Genomic DNA, 15454 nt, shown 5'->3' on the forward strand with positions numbered 1-15454 from the left:
AAAAGGTTAATGGGAAACGTAGGCCATTAGCGGAGGTCAGATGAGTACGCAAACCGTGCCGCAGAACGCGATTGTAAATGCCGTCAAAGGTGAAGTCTTGGTTTTAGGTCTGGATGGAAAAGCCAGGTCTATAAAAGCGGGGGATGAGTTAATATCTGGCGAAGTGATCATTACTGAAAATAACGCTTCTCTTGATGTACAGATACATAATGAGCTGTATCTGGTTGATGCTAATTGTGTCGCGTGCCTTCCAGAACCTTCTTTTGAACAACCAGAAACCTTGCTGCAATCTCCAGTTAATGGCCAGGTTACTTTCGATCCAACAGCTATCGAAGGTGCTAACTTTGACGCTAATGATGTCGCGGCTATCCAACAGGCCATTTTAGATGGTGCTGACCCGACTGCTATTTTGGAAGCAACGGCTGCTGGTGCTGGCGCTGAAGGCTCAGCCAATGCTGGCTATGTGACCGTTGAATATAATAATCCGGAAGTACTTGCCTCCACCTTTTTTGAGACGTCAGCGACTCGTAGCGGTGTAGAAGAACGCGATGAAGCTGATGATTTAGATGTCACTATTTTTGCCGATGGCGGACAATCACTGCAATCTAGCGTAACAGAAGGCTCAATTTCTCTATCAAGCTACCCGCAAACCATTTCTTCTAGTGTGCTGATTGAAGCAGGGGATCTCGCACTTGATACCGCTTCATTTGTACCTGAAACGTCCTCATTAGAGTCTCTGTTAACCGAGCTAAATAGTGATATTACCTCTGCTGGTCAGCCAGTGGCGTTCGTTTATGACGAAGCGCAAAATGCCATTATCGGCACTCAAGAAGGTAACGAAGTGCTTCGTATAGAGATCGAAGCGACATCTTTAGGCCGTGATTTAGAGTTAGAGGTCGTTACCACGATTAGCCAGGGCATTGACCATGTCGCGTCTGTTTCTGATGGCCAAGTATCGATCGTCAGTGATCAAATCAATATCGCTTTTGACATTACAGGCGCAGATATTGGTGGTAACAGCATTCAAGCACCTATCGATTTCACGACAACTGTTATTGATGGCGATGATCCGGCGCCGCAAAACGTTACTTTCGAAAACGTTGAATCTTCTTCTACTCCGATTACTGGCACTTTTGTTGATATTGGTAGTGATCAATTGGCAACGGTCACATTTAATCAAGAAGGACTTAGTCAATTTGATGGCCTATTGAGTGATAATCAGGCAACAGAGGCGGTACTCTCTGAAGACGGCAGCACTATCACCTTGTCCATTGCGGGCTCTAATGAAACCGTTTTAACTATCAGTCTTAACACTGATGGTACCTACCAATTTGAGCAATTTAAGCCGTTAGAACAAACAAACGGTGAAGATACGATTGAGCTCTCTTTGCCAACCACAATCGTCGATTTCGACCAAGATACGGCAAGCAACACCTTTACGATGACCATCCTTGATGGCGATAATCCAGTGATTGAAAACGTGACGGGATTGTCTTTAGACGAGGCGGGGGTTGACCAAGGTTCACAGGAAGGCGCGGCAGTAACAAGTGGCTCTGGGTCGATCACGACAGCGGTCGGTAGTGACATCATTGACCACTATGAGTTGGAACCTACAGAGTTTAACGTTGGTGGAGAACTCCAATCTCAAGGGCAGGTTGTTCAACTGGAACTTGCGTCCGAGAATAACGGCGTGCGCACTTACGAAGGTTTCATCGAGCTGGATGGCGTGCGTATCACCGTATTTGATGTGGCGATTGATGCGCCTGCATTGGGCGAATACCAATTCAACTTGTATGAACAACTCGACCATACGGGTGCCAACGATGACTCGCTTACTTTCTCACTGCCAGTTTACGCGGTAGATGCAGATGGCGACCGCTCCTCGATTACCGACGGTTCAAACACTCCAGAAGCAGCGCAAATTGTCATTCAAGTTCAAGATGACGTTCCTTCGATTGATGGCGTTGAGGCACTAGCCGTCGATGAAGACGATTTATCAAGCATCGGCTCCGATCAAAGCGACTCTGTGCTCGCGCAAGGCAACTTTACGACGACTCAGGGCTCAGACCGTGTCGTAAGTTATCAATTAGAAAGCGGCACTGACCCACTCAATGGGTTGGAATCACAGGGTCGATCTATCTCTCTGACGGAAACAGCCAACTCAGATGGCGGCTTTACCTATTCTGCAACGGCAGAAGGGGATGCTATCTTCACCTTACAAGTGAATCCTAACGGTTCTTATTCATTTACCCTTGAAGGTCCAATCGATCATGCTGTTGGTAGCGATAGCTTAACTCTAGACTTTACTATTGTCGCAACGGACTTTGACGGTGACACCAGTTCACTTGTTCTACCGGTAACCATTGCTGACGATGTGCCAACCATTACCGACGTTGTCGCTCTTAACGTCGATGAAGATGACTTAAGTTCGGTAGGCTCTGACCAATCACAGCCAACTCAGGTTGAAGGTCAGTTCACGACGACTCAGGGTTCTGATGGCGTCGTACAGTATCAGTTGGATGTAAACGCTGATCCTTTAAATGGCCTGCAATCTCAAGGTCAAACCGTTTCCATTGCCGAAACGCAAAATGCAGATGGCAGTTACACCTACAGCGCAACGGCAAATGGCAGTGCAGTTTTCACATTAATTTTGACTACCGACGGCTCGTACAGTTTTGAGCTGCAAGGTCCAATTGACCATGCGGCAAATAGCGACAGCTTAACCCTTGATTTTAGCGTTATTGCTACAGACTTCGATGGTGACACAAGCCAAATCGTATTGCCTGTTACCATCGTGGATGATAAGCCGACCATTATCGATGTTGATTCGATTACCGTTGATGAAGATGATTTAGGCACGATTGGTTCGGACCAGACTGACTCGATTTCTATTGATGGTAACTTCACCACCACACAAGGCTCTGACCGAGTGGTAAGTTATCAGCTTGATGCTTCTGCAACACCAGTGGACGGCCTTACATCACAAGGCGTGGCAGTCACGCTGACTGAAACCGCAAACGGTGATGGCAGCTTTACCTATCAAGCAACAGCAGGCACCGAGTCGGTCTTTACACTGACAGTGAACACTGATGGCTCTTATAACTTCACGCTTGAAGGCCCAATCGATCATGCTGTTGATAGTGATGAGTTAACGCTCAACTTCCCAATCATCGCGACCGACTTTGATGGTGACACCACAAATGCCACAATCCCGGTCACCATCGTGGACGATAAGCCAGTTATTACTGACGTAGATGCCATTACGGTTGATGAAGATGACCTAGCGTCAATCGGTTCAGACCAAAGCAATCCAATTTCTATTGATGGTAACTTCACCACCACACAAGGTTCAGACCGAGTGGTGAGCTACCAGTTAGATGGCTCATCAACACCAGTTGACGGTTTAACATCGCAAGGTGTGGCGGTCACATTAACTGAAACTGCAAACGGTGATGGCAGCTTTACCTACGAAGCAACCGCGGGCTCTGAAGCGGTCTTTACGCTGACAGTGAATACTGATGGATCTTACAACTTCACGCTAGAAGGGCCGATTGATCACGCGGTTGATAGTGACGAGTTGACACTTAACTTCCCAATTATCGCAACCGACTTTGATGGCGACACCGTTACTGAAACCATTCCAGTCACGATTGTTGATGATGTACCGACCATTACAGCGGTGGATGCGTTGAGTGTCGATGAAGACGACCTTAGCGGTGTGGGCTCAGACCCAGGCGGCGATCTGTTCGTTGAAGGCGCGTTTACGACCACACAAGGCTCTGACCGAGTGGTGAGCTACCAACTGGATTCAACAGCAGATCCTGTTGCGGGGCTGACATCTCAAGGTGAGGCGATTACCTTGGTGGAAACCGCGAATGGTGACGGCAGTTTTACCTATGTGGCCACCGCTGACGGCAATCCTGTCTTCACGTTGAATGTCGCAACAGATGGTACGTACGACTTTACGCTGCAAGGCCCGATTGACCATGCCGCCAACAGCGACAGCCTGACGATTGATTTCCCAATTATTGCCACCGACTTTGATGGTGATACGACTTCGGCGACCATTCCAGTCACGATCACGGATGATGCGCCAATCATCGATAATGTTGTGCCTCTGGCTGTGGATGAAGATGATCTCTCAGGTATTGGCTCAAACCAAAGCGACGCTGTTTATGTAGAAGGTGCGTTCACGACCACTCAAGGGTCAGACCGTGTGGTGAGCTACCAACTTGACTCAACGGCTGATCCTGTTTCGGGGTTAACTTCGCAAGGTGAGCCTGTTACCTTGGTAGAGACTGCGAATGCCGATGGCAGCTTTACTTACGTTGCTACCGCGGATGGTAACCCTGTCTTCACCATGAATGTGAATGCTGACGGCACATACAACTTCCGTCTGGAAGGGCCGGTCGACCATGCGTTAAACAGCGATGAGTTAGTACTGAACTTCCCAATCATTGCGACGGATTTTGATGGTGACACGACTACTGCGACCATTCCAGTCACCATTACTGATGACGTTCCAAGCATCGACAACGTTGTTCCACTGACAGTAGACGAAGATGATCTCGCCACAATTGGCTCAGACCAAAACGATGATGCGTTTATGTCTGGTTCGTTTAGTACGACAGAAGGCTCGGACAGCGTTGTTAAATACCAGCTTGATGCAACAGCAGATCCAGTAGCAGGGTTGACCTCTCATGGTGAATCTGTCGTGCTTGCTGAGACGGCAAACGGTGATGGTAGCTTTACTTACACTGCAACAGCGGATGGCAATGCCGTATTTGAATTAGTGCTGAAGCCAGATGGCAGCTACACCTTTACTCTGCTAGGTCCACTAGACCATGCGATGAATAGCGACAGCCTACAAATCGATTTCCCGATTATCGCAACAGACTTTGATGGCGACACTTCAACTAAAATACTGCCTGTCACTATTGTTGATGATCAGCCAAGCATCACTAATGTTGATGCGATCAGCGTGGATGAAGATGACTTGGCTACGATTGGCTCTGATCAAAACGAGTCCGTGTCGATTGATGGTCACTTTGTCACGATGGGTTCTGATCATGTTGTGAGTTATCAGTTAGACGCGTCCTCTAATCCTATTAATGGCTTAACCTCACACGGGGTAGTGGTGACAATGACGGAAAGCGAGAATGCGGATGGCAGTTTCACCTATACCGCTACCGCAGGATCAGAAGCCGTATTTACCTTGACGGTGAACAGCGACGGCAGTTACAACTTCACGCTTGAAGGTCCAATTGACCATGCAACAGGTAGTGATGAGCTGACGCTGAACTTCCCAATCATCGCGACAGATTTTGATGGTGATACCACCACAGAAACGATCCCAGTCACCATCGTCGATGACAAGCCGACTATTACTGATGTCGATGCGATTACCGTGGATGAAGATGATTTAGCCACGATTGGCTCAGACCAAACTGACCCGATTTCAATCGATGGCAACTTCACCACCACGCAAGGCTCTGACCGAGTGGTGAGCTATCAGCTTGATGCTTCTGCAACACCGGTGGCTGGACTCACATCACAAGGCGTGGCAGTTACATTGGCTGAAACCGCAAACGGCGATGGAAGCTTTACCTATAAAGCAACAGCGGGTTCTGAAACGGTCTTTACGCTGACGGTGAATACTGATGGTAGCTATCAGTTTACGCTTGAAGGGCCAATCGACCATGCTGTTGATAGCGATGAGCTGACACTCAATTTCCCAATTATTGCGACAGACTTTGATGGCGACACCTTTGCTGAGACAATTCCTGTCAAGATCGTTGATGACAAGCCGACACTTGGTGGCATCGAAGCAACCAGTGTGCAAACGGTTGACGAGGACGATATCCCAACAGTCGGATCTGATGGTACGCAGTCGAACAGCATTGCCGGTAACTTCATCGCGACTGATGGCTCTGATGGCATTGTAGAGTATGGTGTTTCTGACCTAACCACGCCAGTACAAGGCCTGACCTCTGGTGGTCAATCACTGGTTATGGTTGAAGTATCAAACGCAGGTGGCGTTTCAGTTTACGAAGCTCGTATTGATGGCACGACGACACCAGTATTCCGTGTGACCCTCGATGCCTCTGATGACAGCTACACGTTCGATTTGCTTGCTCCTCTCGATCATCCAAATGCTGATGGCCAAAATGAACTGGTCATCAATTTACCGATAAACGCGACGGACTTTGATGGAGACGTGTCGAACAGCATCACCTTACCAATTACGGTTGTGGATGATGTTCCGACCATTGATGGTTTACTAGCAGGCAGCGAACAAACCGTTGATGAAGATGACCTACCAGGAGGTACAGATGCTGCAAGTGCAGAAGATACTGTTATTTCAGGTACTTTTGATATCACCGAAGGTGCTGACCAAGTTGCTTCTATTCAGCTCAGTGATCTGACAACGCCTGTTGCGTCACTGACTTCAGATGGTGACGCTATCACCTTAGTTTTGTCTTCTAGTACAAACGGCGTGAACGTATACCAAGGTATCGCTGGCAATCCTGCTGAAGTGGTGTTCGAACTGACGTTGGATGCAACGAACAATTCCTACGAGTTCGATTTACAGAAGCCGCTTGATCACCCAGATGGTAACCAGCAAAACGAGATCATTATTAACCTTCCTGTGACGGTGACGGACAATGATGGTGATACTTCACCAGCCTTCACATTGCCAATTACCGTTGTGGACGATGTTCCGGTTGTTACCAACATTGAAAGTGTACGTGTCGACGAAGATGATTTACCTCTTGGTTCTGATGGCACTATAGAGCCATTAAAGGTATCAGGTGAATTTGACGTTACTAGCGCAGATGGTATTGATGCGTTCGAATTGGATCTGAGCTCAAATCCTATCCCGAATCTGAAATCGGGTGGAGAAGAGGTAACACTTTCTCAAGACGTTGGTGCTTCAACTGCTGATGCGCTTGTTTACGTGGGACAAGCTCCGGGTGGAGTGACTGTCTTCACGTTGACACTTCATCAAGATGGTAAATACGACTTTGAGTTATCTGGTCAGTTAGATCACGCGGTTAACTCTGATGAGATTTTGTTGAATCTACCTGTGAAGATTACAGATGGCGACAACGATACCATCACTGCGACCTTGCCAGTGACGATCGTAGATGACAAGCCAACCATTGATGCTATTAGCTCTGGTAGTACCTTGTCTGTGGATGAGGATGATATTCCAAGCCAAGGTTCAGACGATACGCCAGAATCCAATATCATTGGCGGCAACTTTGACGTTACGGATGGTGCTGATTCTATCGTTAGCTTCCAGTTGGATAGCTTGACGTCACCTGTATCAGGACTTACCTCAGGCGGTCAGCCGCTTGAATTGGTTGAGTTCTCAAATTCAAATGGTGTGATTGAGTACCGAGCCTATGTTCAAGGTACGACGGATACCGTCTTTAAACTGACGCTAAATGGTTCAGCAGACAGCTATGAATTTGAACTGTTGGGTGCACTTGATCATCCTGCGGGTAACGATGAAAACTCGTTAGTCATCAACTTCCCAGTCAACGCGACCGATTTTGACGGCGATGTGTCCAATAACATCACCTTGCCGATCACTGTGGTGGACGATGTTCCAGCGATTGTGAAAGTGACAGACTCTAGCCAACAAACCGTTGATGAAGATGATATTGCTGGTGGCTCTGACACGACAAGTGGCGATTCGACGGTACTGACTGGCGGATTTGAAGTCGTTGATGGCGCAGATGAGATTGTCAGCTACCAAATTTCTGATCTCAATGCCGTTGTGTCTGGCTTAACTTCGAACGGCAGCAGCATTGAGTTGAATGTGGTGAGCTCGGTTGGTGGTGTAACCAGTTACGAAGCGGTGATTACTGGCACATCAACTAAGATCTTCACGCTGTCTCTTGATGCGAATAATGACAGTTACCAATTTGAACTGTTGGGACCAATCGACCATGACGCTGTTCAAGGTGAAAACAACCTTGTCATTGATATCCCAATTACAGTCACAGATTTTGATGGTGACACGTCATCATCACTGAATCTTCCAATTACCGTGGTTGATGACATTCCCGAAATTAAATCAGCAGATGCTTTGGCTGTTGATGAGGATGACCTCGCTAATGGCTCTCAGGCAACCAACAAAGACAGCCTTGAAGCAACGGGTAATTTCGATACGGTGGAAGGGGCAGATACCGTTGTCTCTTACCAACTGGACCTGACATCTAACCCGATCCCGGGAGTCACTTCAGGTGGTCTTGCGGTGACGTTAGTTCAAACTGCAGTAAGCAACAACAACTACACTTATCAAGGGCAGACTCCGGATGGAAACTCAGTATTCACGCTAGTTTTGAACGCTGACGGCTCTTACAAGTTTACACTCGAGGGGGCGCTAGACCACTCAACCCAAGGCGAAGATACTCTCATACTCGATCTTCCCGTCTTTGCGACCGATGTCGATGGCGATACGGCAGGTATTAACTTACCAGTGACGATCACCGATGATGTTCCAACCTTGTACGATGCATCTATTTCGCGTGTTGAGGGGCAAGGCAGCCGCACGGTTCACTTATTCCAAGACCCTGTAGAAGGTGATGACGATCTTGGTGCTGACGGCGCACAAGTGACTTCATTTTCGGCTGATGATTCAGGCATTTACTTTAAGCAAAACGGTGTTGATTCTGATTCTGTCGATTTGAACGGCAGCGACCAAGTCGTATTTGTTCACAAGGTTCTTGACGGAGTGGATACTGAAATCGGTCGTTTGGTTGTCCGAACTGATGGCAGTGTGTCATTCCGTCCTAATGACGATCTTGACCATACCGAAACCGACTCGATTGATTTCACCATCAACGTTGTTGCAACCGATGGTGATGGCGACATTGCTGATGCCGATGTGGATATCTCGATAAGAGACCGCAATGCGCAAATTGACACGTCTACCGTTACTGCGTTCGAGGACCAAGGGCGTGATGGTGTCGTTGTGGGCGTTGACTCTGCAAATACGCAGGACAACTTGTCGACGCTGGATGTGACGCCGGCGAAAGTCGATTTGGTTATCGATTTGCATGATATCGATCGTAACGAAAGCTTAGGTGACATCACGATTCGAGATGCAAGCACGCACAACGGTACGTTCTATTACCGAGATGGCAGCGGTAACTTCATTGAACTGACACCAGTAGGCGATACGGTTGTTCTCGATGCCTCGAATGTCGAGCAATCATTTAGTGGCGAGCTTGTCTCGTTAGATAACTTGTACTTCGTACCAGATCGTCATACATCAACCGATGCTTCTGGTATCGATCCTCGTATCCGTGTGGAAATTCTTAACAATGGTACGCCAGATCATACGATTAATGGTCGTTTAGACATTGAAGTTGCTGCCGTTGCAGATATTGCGACTTGGACGACGAGCAGCGAGTTTAACTATTCTGTCGATGAAGACGGGAACAACGTCGCACTTAATATCACGGCGGAAACTCAGGATACTAGTAATCCTGAAGATATAGTGTACGAGCTCGTCTTTACACAAGGGGAAGGTAACGCAGAGTTAGTATATTCGGATGGTAGTGCGATTCCACAAACTGGTGGTGTTTATCTCGTAGATGCCAGCCGAATTGGTGACGTTCAAATTGACGCAATCGATAATTTCTCGGGCGAAATCAAGATTGATGTAACCGCGATTACGACAGAAAACAATAATCCGTTATCAGGAAAGGAAACGGCACGTTCAGAGACAGAAACTATCATCATTGATGTTAACCCAATCGCGGACCCAGGTAGTTTTACGGTCAACCGAATCAATGTCTTTGAGGATAACGCTCGAACTCAAGACACCGTCAATCCTGTCACGGATCATGATCCACTTCAGTTAAGTGAAGTGATTACCATGAAGCCGTCTGCGGATTTAGATGGTTCTGAAGCACTGTTTGTGCGTATTTCTGACTTCTCAATTGATGGCGTTACGTTAGTGTGGCTTGATTCAGCAAACCCAAGCCAAATCGTAGAAGTGACCGATTCAAGCGGTAATGTACTCTATTACGAAGTGCCAGAATCTGAGTTAGCCAACGTCGAAGTGCTTCCTCCGTTGCACAGCAATGATGACTTTACTTTCAACGTTGAAGGTATCGTCAAAGACACGGCATCGTTATCTAATGGGGTTGCCGAAGATATTTTGTCACTAGGCAGCAAAACAGTGATCGTCGGTGTGAAAGGCGTAGCTGACATACCATTTATTGAGCTGAATGATAAATCAGGGATCTGGCATGAGTTTAATGACGGCAATGTAAGAGGTATTGAGACTAATATCGATGAGAATGGTCAAGTAGAGTTGGGCTTTAGTGTCATCTCTGGCGAGTTACCAGATAACCCGAATGATCACTCAGAGTCGGTTACGGTTCTGCTGTCCAATATTCCGGCAGGTGTCGAGGTATTTGATAGCGATGGTGCATCCGTCGATCTGACCTTTGTAGGCTATGACGCGCAAAATCAGCCAATCTATGAAGCCAATATCACCACGGCGAATATTAATTCTGGAATTGTTATTAAACCGGAAGCGTCATCGACGGAGAACATTCATATTACAGCGACGACGATCGTCACAGAGAATGATGGTCACAGTCGAACCTCATCGGGTGAGATCCGAATTATTGTCGCTCCTGTCATTGATGCGCAAGATAACTACACGGTTCAATCAGAAGGTGATGAAGATACACGCTTTAATATTGATTGGAAGCCAACGTTGGCTCAAAGCCCTGATACAGACGAGTTCTTTAGTGATGTGACGATTTCTGGATTTCCTCCAGGCAGCACGGTTTATGTCGATGGCGTAGCACAAACATTGGTTTCTGGAACATTAATACTTTCGCCACTAGCGAACGAGTCGGAGCAAGACTTTTCTGCTCGAATCTCTCAAAGCGGGTATGTCCAGGTGCAATTAGAGCAAGACTCTAGTACTGACTTTGATTTGAATACTACGGTGACGGTGAAAGAGATTGACCACGAATATGTCGATGCTTCTAATCCAGGGCAGGGAATTGCAGAAAAAACCATCAATGGCATGGTGCATGTCCAAGTCAATCCAATCGTTGAGCCAGAAAATACAACAGGATCGCTAGACGCCCAGACACGTTTGCTTGTTACTGAAAGCACTGACGTTGTCACTGACATCGTGAAGTCAGACGGTCAAGGGAACATTGATTTTACGATCAATACTTCAACGGGTGGGGAGTCTGGTGCGAATATCATCAAATACCAAGAGTTTGACGCCTCTTCAGATGAAGTGGTGACTCAGCTTGTTGTTCAGTTCCACAATGTCGACCCTGAGATTCTCAATCAATTGGTCATTGTTGGTGCATTGAACGAAGGCGGCGGTCGATGGACAGTCATTGACGAAGAAAACTTCTCGATTAAAGCGCCTTCGGGTCTTGATTTAACGCCAAACGACGACAGCGATGATGGTGACAACGGCGGTCTATCTCAAATTGGATTAACCATCTATGCCGAGGTCAACGATTTAGGTGAAGATGCCGTTGAAAAAGACGCAACAGTAGTAAGAGAAACTGACGTGACACTTGAGTTTCCGACGGTTCTCACGCCGCAAACAAGTGTTGCCGCTGAAATTCAGGTGGCTGATGACGTCCAAATTGAAGCATCGGAAGATAATGCGATCGACCTTGGCACTCAATTGACGTCGAAAGTCGATGCGATTAATGCGGATGGTGTGGAAGATGTTTTGACTGTTGTTATTGATCCATCTGCACCCGGTATTCCTCCTGGCTTGGTGATAACAGGCACTGATATCGATTTTGTCAATGGTAAATACGTTTTCCAAGCAGATATTGATTCTAGTGGCAATATCACAGGTTTGGACGGTTTAACGATGCACTTGGCAGAAGATTACGCTGGTGATTTCGAATTGCCTGTGAGGTTTGTCACCAAAGACACAGAGTCTGGCGACGAAAAAGAAAACAACGTGCGAATTCCAGTTCAGGTTTTACCGATTGCAGATGTTCCGAGTTCGGCGGGTGATCAGCCATTAGATGGTGATGTTACACCAAATGTGACAGTGGATATCACAGGTACTCTCGGTTTAGACGCTAACAAACAACCAGTTAATGACCTAAATAACGATGTACCAACGGCGGATGGTGTGGGTTATGAAGATGGTTTAATCCAACTTAATCTAAATGTCGATTTTGCTGACCGTTATAACAATATCCAAGGTGGTCAGGAAACGCTAACGAATATCAAGTTAGAGCTCGATGACACAACACTGGGGGAGTTTGTTGACGCAAATGGCAATAGCTTAGGGACAAGTATTGAGTTTAATGAAGCAGAAATTTTAGCGGGTGCGCTTGATAATGTTCTGTTTAAGCCGAAAGAAAATTATCCCGTAGGTGGGGGACAAAACACCGTCAAGATTAATATCGAAGGAGAGATCACGGACGAGGCTGTATTTGATCAGTCTATCCTAAATAACCCTGGCGATAATATCGATATAAGAACTTTTACTGATGACGTGACATTCGAAGTTACGCCAGTGGTGGACGATATTACGATTACAGGTGCCGATCCTACGAAGCCAATTACCGTGGTTGGTGACGAAGATACTTTAATTTCGTTGAATCAATCAGGCTCTGGGGTTTCGATCAGCTTAAACGATAATGATGGCTCTGAAAGTTTCGTTTCACTCAAGTTAACAGGGATCCCTGATGATTTTGTCGTGCAATCCAATTCCTCTGATTATGTTGTTAAGAACAACGGCGGAGGAGAATGGAGTATTCAGCTAAAAGACCTTACTCAGACATCCGTTGATTTGAGTGACATCCAAATCAAACCGCCGAAAAACTTCAGTGGCGAGGCAGAGATTGGCATTACCGTGTTCATCCAAGAAGAATTGTTACAAGTACCAACTGAGCGAACTAATAACTTTACGCTGGTTGTGAATCCTATTGGCGATGATGTTGATGTGAATCCCGATACTTCAGCTGCGGGGAATGAGGGAGAAGATATTGTTATCAACGTTAATGCGTTAGTGGTTGATAACAAAGAGTCCATCGGAGATGGCGCAACCTACCAGGAAAATGATCCGGAGACGCTGAGAGTTGAAATTTCAAATGTGCCAGATGGGGCGAGTGTTTCATTACCTGATGGAACGGTGTTTACTGACCAAGGAAATGGCGTCTTCGTATTAGAAATTGATGCTCAAGATTTGGATCAAGTGGTCTTTAATTCTGGTGACCGCAACGATAACTCATGGGGTGGGTCACTGCATTTCAAAGTGCAAGCTGTTGATACGGGGCTAGATGGTCGCCAAAATTTAGGTTCAGCCGAGGAGTTTGACGTAGCTGTTGATGTTGAAGCGGTGAATGATCGACCGGACTTAGTGAATGTCATTGACGTTGAAACACCAGAAGACAACGCTATCCTGCTGGATACATTTGGTATTTCGGATGTGGATGCGGTACTTGATGATCCTACCGCAGAGTATGTCTTAAATATTGCTGTCGATAGCGGTTACTTGGCGCTCGATCCATCGATTATTGCCAATTACGGATTGACGGTTTCTGGAGACGGCACGGGTTCAATTGAACTGAAAGGAACCGTATCTGACCTTAACGCCGCTATCGCTGATGGTTTAGTGGAGTTTAACCCAGCGCTTAACTTCTTTGGTAACGTCAATGTCGATATCACTGTCGATGACCAAGGCAACGAAGGGATTGTGATTAGCGGTGTCGATGAAACACTCAATTCAAATAGCAGCCAATTTGTAATTGAAGTCACAGAGGTGAACGATGCGCCAACAACATCTGAAGTGACGCTGACAAGTATTGATGAAGACAGCGGCGCTGTTATTGTTACCGCAGAGGACTTGCTGGTTAATGCGGTTGATATTGAGTCGGACAATTTAACCGTTAGCAATGTTACGCTTGTCGACCCTGCAGCAGGGACGCTTACTCAACTGAGCTCAACGGAGTGGAGCTTTGAACCTGCTCCTGATTTTTACGGGGATGTAAGCTTTAATTACGATATTACGGATGATGGCATGACCAATGGCGTCTCGGATCCGAAGACCGTCAGTGGCTCAGCCGTGATGACAGTGCAGGCGATTAACGATGCTCCGGAGATTGATGGCTCAATGGTCACAAATATGATTGTGGAGTCATCGGATCAAAAAATCTCAGGTATCGAAATTACCGATGTTGATTTTGCAGGTGTTCATGAGAATGAAATCATGACGGTGTCACTCAGCATCGATGAGGGTGATATAAGTGTCGTTGTCCCGGCGGGGAGTGGCATTACTCAAGGCGTTGGTTTAGCAGGTGAAACTGTACTGATGGGGACTTTGTCTCAGCTTAATAGTCTTTTCGCTTCGACGGAGCCGGATGTCGGTGTATTTATTGATGCCAGTGACGTGAACAGCAATTCTATTGCGCTTACGGTTACCGCTGATGACAACGGTATCTTCTATGACAACTTAACGGGTACCTCACTACAAACATCAGAAACGTTTGATATTAACGTAACGCCTGTCGCTGACGTACCAAACTTGGCCATTGATCAGAACTTTAGTTACATTCAAAGAATTAGCGCGAGTCAAAGTGCAAGCCGTCAAGGCATCGCGCTGGTGGGTATTATGGCGGCATTGACCGATGTCGATGAAGTACTGGCCTTAGAGCTCACTGGCGTGCCAAGAGGAGCCACTATCACGAGTGAAGCTACAACATCGAATATCAGCTTTGATGGTACAACATGGACTGTTCCAGAAGATGAAATTGATACGCTACATATCAATAATGCGATCCCGGGAGATTACGATATTACATTGACTGCGGTTTCTACAGCATCAAATGGTGACCAAGCGTATTCAACGCCATTAGATATTAATCTAAACGTTACACTAAATAGTCAAGATATAGATCAGTCTGCTGAAAGTGAAGACAGCTATCTTATTGGTAGTGATGCAGGCATTACTTTAGCAGCAGGTACGGGAGATGATTATATCCTAGGAGGAGATGGAGATGACGTGCTTATCGGCGGACTAGGCTCTGATATTCTGACTGGTGGTGCGGGTAGCGATATCTTTAAATGGACAGAAGACACGGTGGATAATGGTGCGATTGACACCATCACTGACTTTAGCGTCAATGAGGACACCATTGACCTCAAAGACGTGATCGCTGATTTGAATGACCCAACGGCGGGTATTGATGATTTACTTGCGCACATTCAAGCCGATTACGACGCATCAACAGAAAATGTTTCTCTGAACATTACGACGGATGCAAATGTCCAGCAAACCATTGTGGTGGAAAACTTAGGTACATCGATAGACTTCAACGGTCTTAGCTCCAATGAGATTGTAGAGTCATTGCTGAATCATGGTGTTATTGATAACGGATAAATTTGGATTCAACATAAAACGGGCGGCTTTAACAAGGCGTCC

Annotated in this window: 1 protein-coding gene; it reads left to right on the forward strand. The window is 46.6% G+C overall.

The genetic code is table 11. The annotated features are described in order from the left end of the window. Nucleotides 1-40: 40 nt before the first annotated feature. Entirely contained in the window at nt 41-15412 is a 15372-nt protein-coding gene (locus FKN08_RS17600) for a retention module-containing protein (protein ID WP_170892600.1), read from the forward strand. Nucleotides 15413-15454 lie beyond the last annotated feature (42 nt).

This window comes from Vibrio sp. 1-2 (7-a), assembly GCF_013048515.1.
Lineage (GTDB): Bacteria > Pseudomonadota > Gammaproteobacteria > Enterobacterales > Vibrionaceae > Vibrio > Vibrio diabolicus.